Annotated in this window: 17 protein-coding genes and 1 pseudogene; 10 read left to right on the top strand and 8 right to left on the bottom strand. The window is 70.9% G+C overall.

From position 1 onward, the window contains the following. Window positions 1-487: 487 nt before the first annotated feature. The 5 genes and pseudogenes from HC031_RS26240 to HC031_RS26220 all read right to left on the bottom strand — a co-directional run. A pseudogene (locus tag HC031_RS26240) lies at window positions 488-1579 on the bottom strand (polysaccharide pyruvyl transferase family protein); the annotation flags it as partial. Between the two features lie 327 nt (window positions 1580-1906). Beyond that, the gene (locus tag HC031_RS26235; protein ID WP_338090839.1) at window positions 1907-3568 is read right to left on the bottom strand and encodes a right-handed parallel beta-helix repeat-containing protein; all 1662 of its coding nucleotides are present in this window, start codon (window positions 3566-3568) and stop codon (window positions 1907-1909) included. 615 nt (window positions 3569-4183) lie between these two features. Continuing rightward, a complete protein-coding gene (locus HC031_RS26230) occupies window positions 4184-4552 on the bottom strand; it encodes a DUF6401 family natural product biosynthesis protein (RefSeq protein ID WP_167928092.1) in 369 nt (122 codons plus the stop codon). Between the two features lie 104 nt (window positions 4553-4656). Further along, window positions 4657-5961 carry an FAD-dependent oxidoreductase gene (locus HC031_RS26225; RefSeq protein ID WP_167928091.1) on the bottom strand — a complete coding sequence of 435 codons (1305 nt, stop codon included), beginning with the start codon at window positions 5959-5961 and terminating at the stop codon, window positions 4657-4659. 134 nt (window positions 5962-6095) lie between these two features. After that, window positions 6096-7379 carry an MFS transporter gene (locus HC031_RS26220; RefSeq protein ID WP_167928090.1) on the bottom strand — a complete coding sequence of 428 codons (1284 nt, stop codon included), beginning with the start codon at window positions 7377-7379 and terminating at the stop codon, window positions 6096-6098. 174 nt (window positions 7380-7553) lie between these two features. Here HC031_RS26220 and HC031_RS26215 point away from each other — a divergent pair, with 174 nt between their 5' ends. The 9 genes from HC031_RS26215 to HC031_RS26175 all read left to right on the top strand — a co-directional run bounded on the left by HC031_RS26215 (window position 7554) and on the right by HC031_RS26175 (window position 14448). Further along, entirely contained in the window at window positions 7554-8183 is a 630-nt protein-coding gene (locus HC031_RS26215) for a TetR/AcrR family transcriptional regulator (RefSeq protein ID WP_167928089.1), read from the top strand. Between the two features lie 74 nt (window positions 8184-8257). After that, on the top strand, window positions 8258-9067 hold the full coding sequence (locus HC031_RS26210; protein WP_167928088.1) for a class I SAM-dependent methyltransferase: 810 nt from the start codon (window positions 8258-8260) through the stop codon (window positions 9065-9067). Window positions 9068-9568: 501 nt separating this feature from the next. Continuing rightward, complete coding sequence (locus HC031_RS26205) at window positions 9569-10843, top strand: sensor histidine kinase (protein ID WP_167928087.1); 1275 nt, start codon at window positions 9569-9571, stop codon at window positions 10841-10843. Next, window positions 10840-11301: a roadblock/LC7 domain-containing protein gene (locus HC031_RS26200; protein WP_240943026.1), complete on the top strand. Its 462-nt coding sequence runs from the start codon at window positions 10840-10842 to the stop codon at window positions 11299-11301. The genes HC031_RS26205 and HC031_RS26200 overlap by 4 nt, the downstream gene beginning before the upstream one ends. A 28-nt stretch (window positions 11302-11329) precedes the next feature. Next, a complete protein-coding gene (locus HC031_RS26195) occupies window positions 11330-11674 on the top strand; it encodes a DUF742 domain-containing protein (RefSeq protein ID WP_167928086.1) in 345 nt (114 codons plus the stop codon). Then, a complete protein-coding gene (locus HC031_RS26190; RefSeq protein ID WP_205863262.1) occupies window positions 11652-12257 on the top strand; it encodes a GTP-binding protein in 606 nt (201 codons plus the stop codon). Before HC031_RS26195 ends, HC031_RS26190 begins: the two co-directional genes overlap by 23 nt. 31 nt (window positions 12258-12288) lie before the next feature. Next, window positions 12289-13530 carry a styrene monooxygenase/indole monooxygenase family protein gene (locus HC031_RS26185; protein WP_167928085.1) on the top strand — a complete coding sequence of 414 codons (1242 nt, stop codon included), beginning with the start codon at window positions 12289-12291 and terminating at the stop codon, window positions 13528-13530. A 134-nt stretch (window positions 13531-13664) separates the two neighbouring features. Beyond that, window positions 13665-13892, top strand: a complete 228-nt coding sequence (locus HC031_RS26180; protein ID WP_167928084.1) for a hypothetical protein — start codon at window positions 13665-13667, stop codon at window positions 13890-13892. Between the two features lie 19 nt (window positions 13893-13911). Continuing rightward, a complete protein-coding gene (locus HC031_RS26175; protein WP_167928083.1) occupies window positions 13912-14448 on the top strand; it encodes a hypothetical protein in 537 nt (178 codons plus the stop codon). On the opposite strand, the gene HC031_RS26170 is transcribed toward HC031_RS26175, so the two are convergent. From HC031_RS26170 to HC031_RS26160, 3 genes are all read right to left on the bottom strand, one after another. Continuing rightward, window positions 14436-15809 carry a M14 family zinc carboxypeptidase gene (locus HC031_RS26170; protein WP_167928082.1) on the bottom strand — a complete coding sequence of 458 codons (1374 nt, stop codon included), beginning with the start codon at window positions 15807-15809 and terminating at the stop codon, window positions 14436-14438. The two genes, HC031_RS26175 and HC031_RS26170, sit on opposite strands and share 13 nt — an antisense overlap. A 241-nt stretch (window positions 15810-16050) precedes the next feature. Then, on the bottom strand, window positions 16051-16449 hold the full coding sequence (locus HC031_RS26165; protein ID WP_167928081.1) for a ChaB family protein: 399 nt from the start codon (window positions 16447-16449) through the stop codon (window positions 16051-16053). Between the two features lie 248 nt (window positions 16450-16697). Beyond that, on the bottom strand, window positions 16698-17186 hold the full coding sequence (locus HC031_RS26160; protein WP_167928080.1) for a Dps family protein: 489 nt from the start codon (window positions 17184-17186) through the stop codon (window positions 16698-16700). Between the two features lie 184 nt (window positions 17187-17370). Here HC031_RS26160 and HC031_RS26155 point away from each other — a divergent pair, with 184 nt between their 5' ends. Continuing rightward, complete coding sequence (locus HC031_RS26155; protein WP_167928079.1) at window positions 17371-17943, top strand: hemerythrin domain-containing protein; 573 nt, start codon at window positions 17371-17373, stop codon at window positions 17941-17943. Window positions 17944-17949: the final 6 nt, after the last annotated feature.

Raw genomic sequence — 17949 nt, 5'->3', positions numbered from 1 at the left:
GGCGGTGGCCAGGGCGGCCATGCCGGCGGAGCCGAGGTCCTCGCGGCTGACGTGGGCGGGGAGCCGGCCCAGCAGTTCACGCACGAGGTGGCCGACCAGCGGCAGGTGGGCACGCACCAGATCCTCGACGCGGTTCGGCTCGTGGGTGACGGTGGGAGTGGTCATCTGATTCCCCTCGTGGCGGCGGCCGTGACGGCTCACCGGCGGACGAGGGAAACGTTCAACTACTCCGGGTGTCGCTTCTGGTTACGTAAAGTTGCCGGTTGGTTGCAATGGCAACGAATAGCTCAGCCGGCTGCCGCCCTGACCCCGGCCGCAACCGCTGACGGAGCGGATCGGCTCACCGCCCCAGCTCCTCCGCCATCGGGTACGCGCCGACGCGGGGCCTGGCCCGCCCGGCGCTGAGGGTCGAGACGCCGTCCTCGCTGAAATCGTCCCCGCGAGGCAGCGGCGCCGGCATGATCCGGTCGAGGTGCTTACACAGCCGCTGCCCGGTCTCGGCGGCGCGCTCGCGCAGCATCGCCACCCGCGCCGCGGTGGCGTTGGCCCGCAGCGGCCGCTCGTCCCACAGCCGGTCCACTTCGGCCATCAGCGGGCCGCACGCCTCGCGTACCACGCCGTTCAGCGCCGGCGCGCCGATCTGCTGCGCGAAGTCGAAGACCTTGCCGGCGTACGGCAACGGCAGCACCGGCACCCCGGACATCGCCGCGAAGATCAGGAAGTGCAGTCGCATGCCCACCGCCAGGTCGATCCGGCGCATCAGACCGAGAATCTGCTGGGGCCGGTAGGTGCCGTGCAGCACCCGGCACTGGTCCACGGTGGTCATGTACGACAGCACCGCGTGCGCGTGGCTGATGTCCTGGCGCTCCATCGGCACGAACAGCACATGCGCGTCCAGCCGGTGGACCAGGAAGTCACCGACGTGGGCCAGGAGCTGGTGGTAGGCGTCGACGTCGAGATGCTGCGCCGCCCGTCCGGGTTCGCGCAGGCTCATGCCGACCAGCCGCCGGCCGCTGTCGGGTATCGCCTCCCCCTGTACGGGATCACCGGTGAACTCCTCCGGCTCCAGCAGCAGCGCGGGGTCGGCCGTGACGGTCACGGGGCAGCCGACCCCGACCTCCTCCAGCGCCAGCCTCGACTCCTCGTCGCGCACGGTGACCTCGATGCAGCGCCCGATGACGTCCCTGGTCATCGCGCAGTCGAGCTCCTCGGTCAACGGGCCGGCGCCCAGCGCGTACCCGAACACTGGCACGCCCCGCCCCTGCGCGGCGGCGACCAGCCGCAGGTACCGGCGGGCCTCGGTGTCGTACAGGATCCCGCCGCCGCCGAGGACCAGGAGGTCGAGCTGGCGTAACACCTGCGCCATGCGCTCGCGGTTGACTCCCTGCCAGCCCTCGGTCTGCACCTCGGGAAAGGCGCCACGCGTGTACTCCGGGTTGCGCGACAGCACCACGATGCGCGCGTCGGGCCTGCGGCGTCGCAGATCCGCCAACAAGCTGGTCAAGATCGCCTCGTCGCCGAGGTTCCGCCCGCCGTACGAGCCGAACACCCCGACCGTGAGAACCCGTTCGTTCACCATCGCCGGTCCCCTTGGCATGAGAGACACTGCCCCGCGGCTGATACCCCACCCACCTGCCTGCCGCGCGAGTTCCGGTCCGGTCACAACAGCGCCGCCAGCGATATGCCACGGGCGCCCCGTCAGCGAACGAGATCGCCTGGGCACCCTGCCGTCGAAGCAGCGCGTGGAGGAGGCCGGAACGCCGGAATCCGAAAAGTACCGGCGAGATAGCACCACCCGCCTCGAGTCGCCGTGAGATGTGTTCGCCGTGAACGTCCGCGATGGACGGGCGTCTACTACCCTCGCCGTCCGCCCGGAAACCACCTGCACGACCGGACAGAATTCCCGTCAGCGCCGGTCGTCCAGACCGTGGTTGTCGCCCCAGCAGCCGCCGGCGGGCTCGGTGTCGAAGCGGGCGGCGGCGTCCGCGTTGCCTTCCAGGTTGTTGTCCTCGAACCAGGCGTGGGAGCAGGAGCCGGTATCGGTGATCCACAGGCCGTACGTCTGGGTCTGCGGGTGCTGGCTGTCCCAGACCCGGTTACCCCGGACGGTCAGGCTCGTGGTGCCGGCGCCGATGGTGATCCCGGCCCGCGCCGGTGGCGGGTCCGGCAGGCTGTAGCGGGCTCCGGCGCGCGGCAGGCCACGCCGCCACGCCGTCGTCGCGCCGGGCCGGTACGGCGCCAGGAACAGCTCGGTCGCGGTGTTGTCGACGACGACCGCCCGCTGCCCGTCCACGGTGACCCACTTGCCGACGTGGCCGCCCGGCAGCCAGTCGGCGGCGCGGTCGACCAGGTGCACCGCCCCGTACGTGACGGTGTCGCCGGCCCCGGACGTCGCGGGCGCGGACCGCCGGCCGTTGCCGCAGATCCGGTTGTCGACCACGGCGCCGTCGACGAGAGCGGCGTCGACCCGGATGCCGTCCAGCCCGTTGTCCCGGATCACGTTGCCCATCAGGGCCACCTCGCTCGCCGGCACCGGGCGGGTGTTCGGCGTGTCGTGCTGGCGGTAGCCGTACCGGCCGTTGCCGGTGATGCGGTTGCCGGTGAACGAGTACGGCCCCGGTGTGTTACCGATGCCGAGCCCGTCTCCGGCGTTGCGGTCGATCACGCAGTTGGCCACGGTGCCGCCCCGCCCCGCCACCCCGGAGGTGCCCAGGCCCGAGACGTCGTAGCCGGCCTCCACGTTGCCGATCATCGTGCAGGACGAGACGATCAGCCCGTCGGCGCCCCAGTCGGAGATGCCGTACCGGTTGCCCTCGGCGTGGCAGCCGACGATCCGGATGCCACGGGGCGGGGGCCACATGTCCCGCTGCAGCTCCAGGAAGATCCCATTGGTGCCGTTGCCGACCGCGGTGCAGTCGGAGATGGTCAACCGCTCGACGCCGCCCCAGCCGCCGATGCCGATGCCGATCCCCGCTCCGCCCATCTCTTCGCCGGTGTCCAGCCGGCCGCACCGCTCGACCAGCACGCTCTCGATCATCGTGTCCTGCAGGAAGTCGCAGCCGAGCCCGGTGGCGCCGGTGTCGTGGATGTACAGGTCGCGGAAGCGGGCCCGGACCATGTACTGGATGCCCAGCCCTTTGGCGAGGACGTCGTACCGCTCGAGGTGCACCGCGGCGCCGTCGATCTCGAAGCGGGCGAAGGTGCAGTCGGCCAGATGGTTGTCACGGCCCGCGCCGTGTTGCAGGGCGGTGAAGTACGCCAGCGGCACCGGGTCGCCGGCCCGGCCGGGGTTGGACAGCAGGAACCGCGTCACGCCGGGGCCGGCGCCGACGAGGGAGACGCCGCTGCGCCACACCGTCCCGACGTCCTCGACCGAGTATCTGCCGGGCGGACAGTAGATGACGCGGCCCCGACCGTCCCGGGCGTACGCGGCGCCCAGGGAGTCGACCAGCGCCTGCAGCGCCGGCTGGTCGTTGGTGACGCCGTCGCCGGCGATGCCGTACTCGTGGGCGTTGCAGATCAGCGGGTCCGCCGCGACCGGCCCGGCGATGGCCGGCGCCGGGGCCACCGGGTGCGGTCGGCCCGCTCGGTCGCGGCCCGGCTCCGGCGCACGGGCCCGCTCGTCTCCCCGGACCGGGGAACCTCCGGCCACGGAGCCTCTGGCGACGGAGCCTCCGGCCGCGGACTCTTCGTCCGCCGCGCGGGCCGGCCGGTGCCCGCCGTCGCCGAGGTGCGGCATGGCCGGCAGGTTGACGGTTGCCTCGGTCGCCGGCAGGGCCAGCGAGTACGTGCGGCACGGGGCGTCCGACCACCGCTCGGTCACCCGGTAGTGCCAGCCGCCGGGGCGCATGCCCGCCGCGTCGGTGGCGAGAAGCTCCAAGGTGAAGCGGCCGGACTCGTCGAGCTGTGCCTCCGCCTTACCCAGGACGACGAGTCCCCGTTCGGCGTCCGTAAGCTGCGCCGGCTCCGGTTCGACGAGGATCGTGCCGCGGCAGGGCCGCCCGTCCGGGTGCAGGTACTGTCCGGTGACCACGACGGTCGACAGGCCCTCGGGCAGCCGCATGTCGGCCTCCTACCGCGACGCGCCGGCTGCCGCGGGACAGGCGGAAATCGCGTATGGGCAACAGACCACCATCGTCCGCTTCCCGCGCGTCGCAGCCGGCAAACCTCCCGCGAGGGCAGGTCACAGGCAGTCGGACTCCGCGGCGACCGCACACACCGCGACCAGTCGCAGCAGGTACCACTCGGCCTCGCGCCAGTCCACCTCGCCCGGCTCGGTCGGCAACAGGCGGCCGGTGCGCATCCCGTCGGCCAGGATCTCGGCGGCGTAGTCGGCCAGCGCGACCGGCTCGACGGTGACCGCGTCGAACGCGACGCTGTCGCGCACCTCGGCGGCGTGCAGGCGCACGAGCGTCAGCAACTCCGGGTGGCGCAGCGCGGCGACGAGCCCGTCGACGCCCACCCGCGCCATCAGGTGGTCGAGGAACCGTCGCGCCTTCGCGTCGCCGGGTGCGACCACGGTCGGCGTTGCGGTCGCGTACAGCGTGTCCATGCCATGACGTTTGGCCGCCGGGTCGGCGAGCTTAGCCGAGCAACCCAGCCGCTCCCCCGCGCCACCCCATCCGCACCGCACGACGGTCGGCGCCGGCCCGGGTGTCAACGCCCCGTGGCCGCCACCTGCGCCGGCGTCGTCTCCAGCGGCACCTCGTGCGCCGCAATCACCCCGAGCTGTACGGTCTGCCGCGGCTGCAGGGCGTTGAGCGCCCAGGAGGCGGCTACGCGCGCCCGGCCGGCCGGCAGCGCGAGCAGGTGGTACCCGCTGGTGATCAGCTTGGCGGGCAGCCCGGACAGCGGCACGTGGAACGGGTTGGCCACGGCGTCCCTGCCGCCGAGATCCACGACGAAGCCGAGCGCCCGGTAGGTGTACGCCCGGCGCTGGCCGATCCCGTACGAGGCCGCGATGTTGCGGGCGACCAGCTTGCCCTGGCGCTCGGCGTGCTGTGCCGTCATCGGCGTGTACTCGCCGGGCCGGGCCGGATCGGGCACGGCGGCGGCGTCCCCGCAGGCGTACACGTCGGGATGGCCGGGCACGTTGAGGTACTCGTCCACCACCATCCGGCCCCGCGCGGTCCGCAGGCCCAGCGTCTGGATCAACGGGTCCGGGCGCACCCCGACACACCACACGAGCGAACGGGTGGCCACGAAGCTGCCGTCGGTGAGCCGTACCCCCTCGTGGGTCGCCTCCTCCACGGACACCCCGGGTCGGACGTCGACCCCGCGGTCGCGCAGCACCCGCTCCGCCGCGCGCGACATCCGCTCGTCCAGCTCGGGCAGGATCCGCGGCGCGATGTCCAGCAGCAGCCAGCGCGGCCGGCACTCGGCGAGGTTGGGATGGCGCCGGTACAGCAGGTCGGTGTAGAGCACGCCCTGCGCGGTCACCTCCGTGCCGGTGTATCCGGCGCCGACGACCACGAACGTGGTCCGTGCCCGGCGGTCGTCCGGGTCGTCGGTCGTGTCGGCCATCTCGACCTGGCGGGTGACGTGGTCGCGCAGGTACAGGGCCTCCGGCAGGTTCCGGAAGCCGTGCGCGTGCTCGGTCACCCCGGGGATCGGCAGCAACTTGTTGACGCTGCCCGCCGCCAGCACCAGCCGGTGGTAACCCATCTCGTGGCGCCGGCCCTCGGGGTTCACCCACCGCACCCGCCGCTCGGCGAGGTCCACGTCGTCGACCTCGCCGAGGATGAGACGGACGTCGGGCAGCGTGTCCGGCACCGACACGGTCACCCGGCGCGGTTCGAGCAGGCCGACCGCCACCTCCGGCAGCAGCGGCACGTACAGGAAGTAGTCGGTGGGGTTGATGATCACGACGTCGGCTCTGCCCCGGGCCAGCCGCGACAGGGTACGGGCAGCGTAGTAGCCGGCGAAGCCGGCGCCCACGATCACGATCCGAGGCCTGGCCACGACGAACCCCTTCCGTCGGCCGTCCTGTGGCGCGGTACCCCGCCCGGTGGGCGACAAACGCCCGGTCCCTCCCATGATCGCGGAGACTTTTCCGTGTCGGAGCACGGAGAAGTCTCCGCGATCATGAAGTTCTCCTAGCGGACTCCCTTGATCCTGGTGACCAGGACCGCGGCGAGCACGAGGCTGACCGCGGCGACGGCGAACAGCAGCGAGTACCCGCCGGCTAGCAGCACGGCAGGGGCGACCGCGGGTGCAAGTGACTGCGGCAGCGCGTTGGCGATGTTGATGACGCCCAGGTCCTTGCCGACGGTCTCGGCGCTCGGCAGGACCTGGGTGACCAGCGCGAGGTCGACCGCGAGGAACATGCCGTTGCCGAGCCCGAAGACGACCTCCGCCACGGCGATCGCCGCGAAGGTCGGCGCGATCGCGAGCAGGAACAGCCCGGCCGAGATCAGTACGGCGGCGCCGATGACGAATGCCTTGCGCCGGCCGGTCCGGTCGGAGACCCAGCCGCCGATGCCCGCCATCGCCAGCGTGCACACCGACGCGATGGTGATCAGCTCCGCGGCCTGACCGGCTACCTGGCCGGTGCTGGTGCCGAGGCGGGTGGGCAGGAAGTACACCAGGTACGCCTGCGGGATCGCGGTACCGAACATCGCCAGGAACCGCGTGAACCAGGCCCAGGCGAAGTTGGGGTGGCGTACGGGGTTGACCCAGAAGCTGCCGATGAACTCCCGGACGGAGAACGGCTGCGGGCGCCGGGACAGCCGCCGGTCCGGCAGCCCGAACACCAGCACACCGATCGCGAGGACGGCGATGACGGCGGGGACCAGGAACTGGGGCACCGAGTGGCCGGCGAACGCCTGCGCGACGAACGCGCCGGCCATCACCGCCGCGTTCTGGCTGAGGCCGAAGATTCCGGAGACCCGACCCCGGCTCGCGACCGGCACCTGGTCGGGGATCACCGCGGTGAGCGCGGCGAGGACCGCGTTGAAGGCCAGCTGGCAGATCGACCAGCCGATCAGGATCGCCGGAACCGACGGGACCACGGCGATGATCCCGAGGCCGACCACGCCGCCGAGGGCGCCGACGACGAGCCACGGCCGGCGCCGGCCGTACCGGGACATCGTCCGGTCGGACAGCCGGCCGACCAGCGGGTTGGCGACGGTGGCGAGGAACGCCCCGACACCGAGGACCAGGCCGAGGCTGCGCTCCTTGTGAGCCGGGTCGACCGCCTGGACGCGCAGCGCGAGGGTGACGACCACCGGGGTGAGCAGCGCCAGCCAGTTGGCGAAGCTCGCCACGCCGAAGCGGGCGATGAAGCCGGGAGTAGCAGCCGCAGACGCCGCCTGGGGGGCGGCGTCTGCGCTGGTCGGGGGCGTGAACCCGGCGGACGAAGCTCCAACCGGAGCAGCCATGGACGTGTGTGACACCAAGCCGACCTCCTGTCGACCCGCACCGAGGGGTACGGCGCGGTACCGCGCATCCCGCGCGACCTACCGAGTAGTAGGTCGGTCACTTTACCTGTACGTGATGTATCCGCCCAACTAGGCTCCCTTCGACAACCGACCAAGATCTCTTGAGGGAGCCTCATGACCCAGCCGGACGGGCACCGGGGCGACCGGCACCCGGCGGACCAACGCCGGTCCGGGCGTTCACGCAACCGCCGCGACGACGTCCTCCGCGCGGCCTTCGACCTCTTCGCGGAGCGCGGATACCGGGGCACCTCACTGTCGGCCGTCGCCGCGCGGGCCGGCCTGACCCAGCAGGGTGTGCTGCACTACTTCTCCAACAAGGAGACGCTGCTCCTCGCGGTTCTCCAGCTCTTCGACGAGCGTGACGCCGGCCGCCTGTTCAGCGCGCCCCCCGGCGACGGGGCGGCGCTGGACCACCTCGCCGCGCTGATGGCGTACGGCGCGACCCGGCCGGATGTGGTCAGATCCCTGGCCATCCTCGCCGCGGAGAGCCTGACCGACGACCATCCGGCGCGCGCCTTCTTCGTGGCGCGGTACGCGGAGCTGCGCCGGGGCGCCGCGGCGGCGGTGCGCGCCGAGCTCGGCGGCGCGCTGCCCGACGGGCTCAGCCCGGAGGAGGTGTCGGCGCTGCTGGTCGCCGCCATGGACGGGCTACAGCTGCAGTGGCTGCTGGAGCCCGACTCGGTCGACGCGCCCGCCCTGTTCGCCGCGCTCCGCAAGCTGTTACGGAACCCGTCTTCCCAATAATTGAGAACACAGTCCCAATTAACGAGATGCTCGCTACGGTGGAACGATCACAGCGATCAACGAGGGGCGCACCGATGGCAGCGAAGGAAGCCGTATACACCCACGGCCACCACGAGTCCGTCCTGCGGTCCCACCGGTGGCGCACCGCCGAGAACTCCGCCGCCCACCTTCTGCCGCACCTGCGCCCCGGCATGCGCCTGCTCGACGTGGGCTCCGGCCCGGGCACCATCACCGTGGACCTGGCCGCCCTGGTCGCACCGGGTCGCGTCACCGCCCTGGAGGTCACCGCGGAAGCGCTCGGGCTCACCCGGGCCGAGGCGGCCGCCCGCCGTCAGTCGAACGTCGAGTTCGCCACCGGCGACGTCCACGCGCTGCCGTTCCCGGACGACACCTTCGACGCGGTCCACGCCCACCAGGTACTGCAACACGTCGGCGACCCGGTGCGGGCGCTGCGCGAGATGCGCCGGGTGTGCCGGCCGGGCGGGATCGTCACCGTCCGCGACAGCGACTACGCGGCCTTCGCGTGGTACCCGGCCCTGCCCGAACTCGACGAGTGGCTGGACCTGTACCTGCGGGTCGCCCGGGCCAACGGCGGCGAGCCGAACGCCGGCCGCCGGCTCCTCTCCTGGGCGCACGCCGCCGGCATGGACGACGTGACCGCCACGTCGACGACCTGGTGCTTCGCGACACCGGCCGACCGGGCGTGGTGGGGCGGGATGTGGGCCGAGCGCATCCTGAAGTCCGACATGGCGACCCAGGCGGTCGCGTCGGGCGCGGCTACGGAGGCCGACCTGCGCCGGATCTCGCAGGGCTGGCGGACCTGGGCCGCCGACCGGGATGGCTGGATCTCCCTGCTGCACGGTGAGGTCCTCTGCCGCACCTGATTCCTCGCGCCCACCTGCCGCCGCCCACCTGCCGCCGCTCGCCCGCCGCCCGCCCGCAACAGCCCTCGACGGCCCCTCGACGGCCCTCCAGCCCTCGACAGCGCTTACGCCCTCGACCGTCGCACGCGCTCAGCAGCCAACGTCGTCCACTGTGGATGAGCCACTCAGGACATGCTACATTCACGTTGTTCAATCACCCGAGGCCCCCGAGCAGGGGACACGGGGCAGTTCTATACCAAAACTGCGTTCCGTAGTCGAGACGTAACGGCGTGGCGTACGGTATGGCAATGCCCACAGTCTGCGCCTCCGGTCGGCCACCACTCTGACCTGCAGAAACAGTCGGAAGGCCGACAGAGCGACATTGCCTTTAACGGCGCGTAGTGGTTGACTCCTGCATCGTGTCAGATCAGGTGATCGGGTTTAGGTCCGAAAGATCATGAAACAGTCGGTTATATACCGCGAGGTAGTGCGGTGAGTCGGCGACTCACGTGGCGTCAACGGATGGCTCGGCGGCTGGACCCCACCATCGCCGAGATGCCCGCACACCGCGTCATCGAAGCCGCTCCCGCGACGACCGCCGCCGCGCCACCCCCGCCGCCGGAAGAGCGTGCCCAGGACATCTGGCCCGCCATCTGCGAGCAGTTCGCGCTGCGGATCCTCGCGTCCGCGTACCAGATGGGTACCCATCTCGAAGCCATCGAAGCCGACGAGCAGGACGCGGACCGGCTGGAGAAGCTGTACCGGATCGACCACGCCACCACGCGCATCCGCCGGCAGGCGGAGAACCTGCAGGTTCTACTCGGCCGCCGGGTCGAGGACGCCGACCCGCAGGCGACACCGCTGGTCGACGTCATTCGGGCCGCCACCTCGGCGATCGAGTACTACCCGCGCGTCCACATCGGACACGTCGTCGACCTCGCGGTGACGGAGTACGCCGCGGACGACATCATCCGGGTGCTGACCGAACTGCTCGACAACGCCACCCGCTTCTCCCCGCCCACCGCGTCGGTGATCGTGTCGGCGTACATCACCGAGCACGGCAGCGTGCTGCTGCGCGTGGAGGACTCGGGGCTCGGCATCAAGCCGGACCTGCTGCCGACCCTCAACACCATGCTGTCCGGCGGCGGAGCGCCGCCGCTCGACGGCAACCCCGCCTCACACCTGGGGCTCGTCGTGGTCGCGCGCCTGGCGATGGCCAACCAGCTGCGGATACACCTCACCAACCGGCAGTCGGGCGGCACGACCGCGAGCGTACTGATCCCCGACGGGCTGCTGTGCGAGCTCGCGCCGGCGGGCCGCCCGGCGCCCGGCGGCGCGTCCCTCGCCCCACCGCCCCGGCCGCAGGCAGCTCACCGCCAGCCCGAGCCGAACGTCACGTACCTGGGCAGCGCGCAGATGCCGCCGTCACATCTCACCCTCATCAACGGGCAGCCGTCCGACGATGGCGACCGGCCGGCACGACGGGAACCAGTGAGCAGCAGTAACAACCACAGCAACAACGGCGGTGGCACCAGCGGGAACGGTCTGCCCAAGCGGGTACGCGAAAGCCTGCGCGATGCCGGCTCGGTGAACGGCTTCGCTCCGGCGGCGCAGCCCAGCTCCACTCCGCAGCCCCGGACCTCACCGGAGAGCGAGGCCGACCGGCAGGCCTGGGTGGACGAGACCGCCGAGTTCGCGGCCGGCTTCAGCGACTTCGCCACCGGTGACGTCTCGACCAACGGCACCGACCTGCCGTGGTCGGCGCCCACCGAGAACCCCGAAGGAAACCCGCGATGATGCCTTACAGCAACGGCGCGACGCCGCAGCAGCCCGCGCGGGGCCCGCAGGACTGCGCGTGGCTCGTCCGGCAGTTCGCCGAAGAGGTTCCGGGCGTGACCCACGCGCTGATCGTGTCGCTCGACGGCCTGCAGCTCGCGGCGTCCCGCATGGTGCCCCGCGACCTCGGCGACCAGCTCGCCGCGCTCACCGCCGGCCTGCTCAGCATGGCCGACCGCAGCGCGGCCCTGCTCGACCTCGGCGAGTCGGAGTACATGACGATCCGGCTGCCCCGCGGGCACCTGCTGTTCATGCGGGTGGGCGAGTCGGCGGGCCTGGCCGTCGCCGCCACGATCGGCTGCGATCTACGCGTGGTCGCCTACCACATGACGCAGTTCGTCAGCGCCGTCGGGCACGTGCTCACGCCCCAGGTGCGCAACGAGATGCACCGCATCACCGCCAGCCAGCTGCCCCACTGAACACGCCAGAGCAAAGGGAGCGAACCACGTGGCCACTTCGCACTGGAAAGTGCGGCCCTACGTTCTGACCGGGGGGCGCACACGCACGCGCAGACACCTGCTCGTACACACGCTGGTGTCGGTGCCGTACTACGACGCGGTCTTCGCGGCCGGCCTGCTCCCGGAGGCGCGCACGCTGTACGAGAACGCCCGGGACACCAAGTCGGTCGCCGAACTGTCGGCCTGCTCAGGCATGTCACTCGGCGTGACCCGCGTGGTGGTCGACGACCTCGCCGCCTCCGACCGGCTGGTCGTCCACGCCGACGCCTACAGTTCCCCGTTCGACTTCCGTCTTCTGGAGAGACTCCGCGATGGCCTCCGCCAGCTCGCTTGACAACACCATGGTGACCTCGGCGAAGATCGTCATCGCTGGTGGCTTCGGGGTGGGTAAGACCACCTGCGTCGGGTCCATTTCAGAGATCCCGCCGATCAACACCGAAGCCTGGATGACGGCGGCCAGCGAGAAGATCGACCGGCTCGACCCGGGCCTCGACAAGACCACGACCACCGTGGCGATGGACTTCGGCCGGCGCACCATCGCGTCCGACCTGGTGCTGTACCTGTTCGGCACGCCCGGTCAGCCGCGGTTCTGGCAGATGTGGGACGACATCTGCCGGGGGGCGGTCGGCGCGCTCGTGCTGGCCGACACGCGCCACCTCGAGGCGTCGTTCGCCGCGGTCAACTACTTCGAGCAGGACAGCGACCTCCCCTTCGTGGTCGCTGTCAACCTGTTCGACGGCATGCTCACGCATGACCTGGAGGAAGTACGCGAAGCGCTCGACCTGTCCGCCGACGTGCCCCTCATCACGTGCGACGCGCGCGACCCGGCTTCGGTGGCGCGGGCGCTGATGGCGGTCGTGGAACACACCATGAAGCGAGCCGCGAGCTCCCCCACGGGCGCCCTCACCGCCCGATAGCGCAAGAACCACCCCTGGAGGTACGACAACAATGCGGAGAATACTTATCATCGGCGCCGGCCAGTCCGGGCTACAGCTCGGGTTGAGCCTGCTCGCCGAGGGGTACGACGTGACCATCATGTCGGCACGGACCCCCGATGAGATCCGCCGCGGCTGGGTGATGAGCACGCAGTGCATGTTTGATCTCGCGCTGTCGCACGAGCGGGCGTACGGGCTGAACCTGTGGGAGAACGAGACGCCGCGGGTCGAGGGGCTGGAGGTCAACCTCTCCATGCCTCCGGGCCAGCGCGCCCTGCGCGTCCCCGGCCAGCTCGACGCCTACGGGCAGAGCACCGACCAGCGGGTCAAGATGGCCGCCTGGCTGGAGCTGTTCGAGCAGCGCGGCGGCACCGTGCACTACCAGGGTGTCACCACGTCCGATCTGGACGGTCTGACCGCCATGGGCCGCTACGACCTCACCATCGTGGCCGCCGGCAAGGGCGACCTGGTGAGCCTCTTCGACCGGGACCCGTCGCGGTCGGTGCACACCGCGCCGCAGCGCGGCCTCGCCGTCTCGTACGTCCACGGCATGGAGCCCGACCCGCTGTGGCCGGCGCCGCACGTCGGATTCCACGCGGTACCCGGCCTCGGCGAGCTCTTCGTCATCCCCAGCTACACGCTGAGCGGGCCGTGCGACATCCTGTTCTGGGAGGCGGTCCCGGACGGCCCCCTCGACCAGTTCAAGGAGCGCCTCGACCCGGCCGAGCACCTCAAGCGCACGCTGGAGCTGACCCGCCAGTACACCCCGTGGGTCTACGACCGGTGCCGCAACGTCGAGCTGACCGACGCCCGGGCCACGCTGTCCGGCCGGTACACCCCGACCGTACGCCGTCCGGTGGGCGAGCTGCCGTCCGGCGGCATCGTGCTGGGCATGGCCGACGTGGTGGTCGCCAACGACCCCATCACCGGTCAGGGCAGCAACACCGCGTCCAAGTGCGCCGCCTCGTACCTGCGGTCCATCCTGGCCCACGGCAACCAGCCGTTCGACCGGGGCTGGATGGTGCAGACCTTCGAGCTGTTCTGGCAGGGCGCCGGCCGCGCGGTGACCGAATGGACCAACGCGATGCTGCAGCCGCTGCCCGAGCACGTCCAGCAGATCCTGGGTGCCGCCGCGAGCAACCCGGCCATCGCGCGCCGCTTCGCCAACGGCTTCTCCGACCCCAACGACTTCCAGCACTGGTTCCTGAGCCCCGACAAGGCCGCCAGCTACCTGGGCTCGGTCGCCGTCGGCTGAGCGGGAACCCACCTCGGATGCCGGGGCCCGGGTGGTCGACAGCGACCGCCCGGGCCCCAGCCGTGTGCGCGGCGGGTTTCGCGCGATCGGCCACGGGTAGCCGGGACGTTTTACCTGAAGGCGGGTTAGGCGCGATGACACAGGACAAGGACCGTCGGCGGCACGGGCAACCCGACCCCGCCGACGTCACCCCCGCCACCACGACCGACGCGGTCGTCCAGCCCGACCGCGACCTCCGGGAGGAGCTGCCCGATTCGGACATCATCACCGAGGACCAGGCGGGTATGTCGGGCGGCGCCCACGGAAGCAGCGGTGGCGGCTCCGGCATGAAGGGCCATCCCGACGCCATCGACCCGGACTAGATCCGTTGAGAGGGTGACCATGCTCAGACAGTCACTCTGGCAGGGCGTACTGGCCGGCGCTGCCGGCTGCGCCGCCATGACGGTCAGCGAGAAGCTGGAGCAGCGGCTCACCGGACGGCCGGACTCCCAGGTTCCGGGCCGGACCCTCGCACGGCTGATGGGCCGGCCGGACTCCGACGGCCGCAGACCCCTGCTGAACCTCGGCATGCACTGGGGTCAGGGCGCGCTCCTCGGGATCCTGCGCAGCCTCATGGCCAACGCGGGCCTGCGCGGGCCGTGGGCGTCGGCGATGTTCACCGTCTGCCGCCTCACCAACGACCAGATCCTGGAGAACGCCACCGGCATCGGTGCCCCGCCGTGGACGTGGCCGCGCGACGAGCTCGTCATCGACCTGTCCCACAAGACGACCTACGGCTTCGCCACCGGCGCGGTGGCCGACGCGCTCGCCGCGCGCGGCGGGCCGGGCCCGGGCGAGCGGCATGCCCGGCTGCGCCCCGGCCGGCGCCACGACGTGGGGCCGGTGCCGGTCGGGGCGGGCGACCGTCACGGCTGGTAGGGCGCCTTCGCCTTACCAGCGACGTACATCAGGGCCGGCAGGTTCTTGGTGAAGTCGGTGCCGGTGCACGAGTACGCGGGTGTGAAGCTGCCGCAGCTCGCGACCTCGATCGTGAAGCTCGCGATGCCGAGCTCGCCGTAGGACCAGTCGTCGCTGGTGCCCGAGGCGTTGTAGAGGATCTCACCGGGCTGGCCGTACTGGTACCCGTTGTACGAGCTCATCTTCGCCGCGATGGCCCGCAGGGCGGCGTCGTTGGCGGTGTGGCGGGTGCTCCAACCCCACGGGAAGAGGTTCATTCCGGCGTACGAGTGGAGTGTGATCATCGCGCCGCGGGTGGTGGCCGGCGCGGCATCACCGTCGTCGGGGCCGCGCTGGTCGGCGTACAGCCGGCGGAAGAGGCCCTCGATGGCGGTGGACTCGGGTTCGCTGTCCCCGGCCCGGCCGTCGTACGTCTGGCTGCAGACGTTGTGGCTGACGCCGCTGGTATCCCAGTGGTTGCCGGTGTTGCGGTTGAGGTCGACCCCGGACTGGTCGAAGGCGGTGGGCGGGTTGGCGCAGCCGGCCCCCGCACCCGCGTCGAGGTTCTTGCGTTGCAGGTACGGCCGGTTGCCGCCCTGCTGGACGAGGTCGACGCCGTCGGGGTTGACGATGGGCACGACCCAGACCTCGGTACTGTCGAGCAGCGCGGTCACCTCCGCGTTGGTGCCGTAGCCACCGGCGAGGTAGTCGATGAACCGCCACGCGATGTCGCCGGTGACGATCTCCCGTGCGTGGATCTGGCTCATCAACAGGAATCTGGGCTTGGGCGCGTTCGGGTCGAGCGCGCAGTCCCCCGCCTGCTTGCGGGTCAGGCAGATCGCCTTGAGGTCGTAGCCGGTCGCCGGGTTGCGGCTCTTGAGGTACGAGTCGCCGTAGTCGACGACCGTGGCGAGGTCGGGGTGGTCGGCGGCGACCTTGTCGAGGTGGGCGTACTGGGCGCGGACGGTGTGATAGCCGCCGTAGTACGTCTCGTCGATGGGCGCCACGGACGGCGGGGCGGCGCCGGGCACCAGCCGGGTCGACGGCGCCTTCCAGGTGGCCGGCCTGATCTTCTCGGCGCCGGCCGGGGTGAAGCCGGCGGACCGCAGCGCCGCGGGGGTCGCGTCGTCGCCGAGCACGTACAGGTCGGCGCCCGAGCGGTTCTCGAGGACGTCGAACCCGCTGCGGATCAGGCGCTGCGCCGCGGCCTCGGACGTGGCCGGGACCCGGTAGAGGTACAGCTGGTTGGAGTCGGCGGTGGCTTTCGACGTGTGCGGCCCGGCGACGAGCGCGACAGCGGCGCCCGTCGCCACGAGGGTCGCAAGCACGTGGCGTCGACGCATGGAACACCTCCGGTACTCGGTGACCGTCCCCCGGGGTTCTCGTCTCGTCAATCACTAAATATCGACGAGTAAGAATGGACGGTTTACCACCGAGGACAGCACGTGCCGTCGACGCACGTAAAGACGCCGTCCGCGCGCGGACGGCGATGGGAGGGGCGGGCAAAGGGTGCTCCCGTGATCGCGGAAACCTTTCCGTGCTGGGACACGGAAAGGTTTCCGCGATCACGAAGGCAGCGTCGCGTCAGGCGCTGGCCTTACGGGTCGCGCGCCGGTTGGCCTTCTTGATCGCCTCGACCAGCTCGCCCTTGTCCATACTCGAACGGCCACGGATGTCGAGCCGGCGCGCCACCTGCATGAGGTGGGCCTTGGTCGCGTTCGCGTCGACGCCTTCGGCGGTCCTACCGCCGGATCCCGGACGCCGCCTGGCCGCCTGGGCGTCGCTGGGGCCCTTCTTTCCCTTCGGCTCCCAGTGGTCGCCCACCTTCTCGAACGAATGCTTGAGCGACGCGAATGCCGTGCGGTGGCTGCGCTCCCCCTCGCCGTACTCCTTGACGGCGGCGTCGTGCGTCTTCCCCCAGGTCTCCTGGGCCTTCTTCGAGGAGCGCCGGAGAGTGCCGGGCATCTCCTTACTGGCGGGCATGCAACACCTCCCGATCGAAAGATCGGTATCGGGTTACCCGCACAGCTCGATGGACAAACGACGCACGACCGTCAGGCAATGAGGCGGTCGCCGGGACGGCCCGTCACCGGTGCTCGGCGCGTGCCGTAAGGGACCCGGCCGCACCGGACGGGAACCGACCCGTCGGAGCGCATGCCGACTCCCATCTCGGTATGCGACTCGGTATGCGGCGAACGCCCGGCCCGGGTCGGTTCACGCCACGCCTCGGCTCAGCGCTGCGCCTCGAACATCCAATGCTGCTTCTCCAGATCCTGCGCAACTTTGATCAGCAGGTCCTGCGTCACCAGGTCGGTCTCGTCGGTGGTCTTGATACGTTCCCTGAACCGCTTGCTCATCTCGGCCAGGATGTCGGTGACCGCGGCAACGACCTCGTCATCCGGCAGGTAGCCGGGCCCGAGCTGGCGCACCCGGGTACTGTCGGCGACCGTGCGCGCCCGGCCGTCCGGGTTGACGCCGACCGCCACCGCCCGCTCGGCCACCGTGTCCGCGTGGTCGCGCGCCACGTCCACGACCTCGTCAAGCTGCAGATGGATCGAGCGGAAGTTTCTGCCGGTGAGGTTCCAGTGCGCCTGCTTGGCGAGCAGATGCAGGTCGATGAGGTCGACCAGCGCCCCCTGCAGCGCGCTGCCGGTCGCCGTGCGTGCGTCGTCGGTCAGTGGGCTCGTGACTCTGGTAAGAGTGCTCTTGGCTGTCGACATCGCGAGGACTCCTTCAACCCTGGTTCCACCGCACCAGCTCAGACTTCCCGCGAGCGGCCCGGATAACCGCCTTCACCGGGCATCGGGTCAGGTGTCGACCGCTCCCGCAACCTGAATCCGTTTCCGGACTGCTGATGAGGGAAAAACAACTGTCGAGTCAATCCACAGTTACGGAGGTACCAACGTGACCGACGTTCGGGAACAAGACGTTGTGGACCTGCTGCTCGAACAGCACAACCAGATCAAGAGCCTGTTCAGTCAGGTGACGGCCGCGCAGGGAGCGCAGAAGCGCGAACTGTTCGAGGATCTGGTCCGGCTGCTGGCGGTGCACGAGAGCGCCGAGGAGGAGGTCGTGCACCCGACCGCGCGTCACAACATCGACGGCGGTGACACGCTGGTCGACAGCCGACTGCACGAGGAGCAGGAGGCCAAGCAGGCGCTCTCCGACCTGTACGACATGGGAGTGGACCACCCGGAGTTCAACACCCGCCTCGAGGCGCTCGCGCAGGACGTCATCGCGCACGCCACACACGAGGAGAACGAGGAGTTCCTGCAACTGCGCCGGACCGTTCCGGCCGACAAGCTGGTACGGATGGCCGGCGCACTGAAGGCGGCCGAGGCGACGGCACCGACCCGCCCCCACCCGGGCGCCGGCTCGTCGGCCACCGCCAACATGCTGGCGGGTCCGCCGATCGCGGTGTTCGACCGGATCCGCGACGCGGTACGCGACTGGAGCCGGTCCAACAACGACGACTGACGTCAC

This window comes from Planosporangium thailandense, from assembly GCF_011947195.1.
In the GTDB taxonomy this organism is placed as follows: domain Bacteria; phylum Actinomycetota; class Actinomycetes; order Mycobacteriales; family Micromonosporaceae; genus Planosporangium; species Planosporangium thailandense.
The sequence above is the reverse complement of the archived record's forward strand: the minus strand, read 5'-3'. Positions and strand labels throughout refer to the sequence as shown.

Excerpts from the sequence above, each read along its gene's own strand:
- HC031_RS26230 (WP_167928092.1), bottom strand. The coding sequence starts at position 4,552 with ATGGACACGCTGTACGCGACCGCAACGCCGACCGTGGTCGCACCCGGC.
- HC031_RS26220 (WP_167928090.1), bottom strand. The coding sequence starts at position 7,379 with ATGGCTGCTCCGGTTGGAGCTTCGTCCGCCGGGTTCACGCCCCCGACC.
- HC031_RS26215 (WP_167928089.1), top strand. The coding sequence starts at position 7,554 with ATGACCCAGCCGGACGGGCACCGGGGCGACCGGCACCCGGCGGACCAA.
- HC031_RS26210 (WP_167928088.1), top strand. The coding sequence starts at position 8,258 with ATGGCAGCGAAGGAAGCCGTATACACCCACGGCCACCACGAGTCCGTC.
- HC031_RS26205 (WP_167928087.1), top strand. The coding sequence starts at position 9,569 with ATGGCTCGGCGGCTGGACCCCACCATCGCCGAGATGCCCGCACACCGC.
- HC031_RS26200 (WP_240943026.1), top strand. The coding sequence starts at position 10,840 with ATGATGCCTTACAGCAACGGCGCGACGCCGCAGCAGCCCGCGCGGGGC.
- HC031_RS26190 (WP_205863262.1), top strand. The coding sequence starts at position 11,652 with ATGGCCTCCGCCAGCTCGCTTGACAACACCATGGTGACCTCGGCGAAG.
- HC031_RS26185 (WP_167928085.1), top strand. The coding sequence starts at position 12,289 with ATGCGGAGAATACTTATCATCGGCGCCGGCCAGTCCGGGCTACAGCTC.
- HC031_RS26180 (WP_167928084.1), top strand. The coding sequence starts at position 13,665 with ATGACACAGGACAAGGACCGTCGGCGGCACGGGCAACCCGACCCCGCC.
- HC031_RS26175 (WP_167928083.1), top strand. The coding sequence starts at position 13,912 with ATGCTCAGACAGTCACTCTGGCAGGGCGTACTGGCCGGCGCTGCCGGC.
- HC031_RS26170 (WP_167928082.1), bottom strand. The coding sequence starts at position 15,809 with ATGCGTCGACGCCACGTGCTTGCGACCCTCGTGGCGACGGGCGCCGCT.
- HC031_RS26165 (WP_167928081.1), bottom strand. The coding sequence starts at position 16,449 with ATGCCCGCCAGTAAGGAGATGCCCGGCACTCTCCGGCGCTCCTCGAAG.
- HC031_RS26160 (WP_167928080.1), bottom strand. The coding sequence starts at position 17,186 with ATGTCGACAGCCAAGAGCACTCTTACCAGAGTCACGAGCCCACTGACC.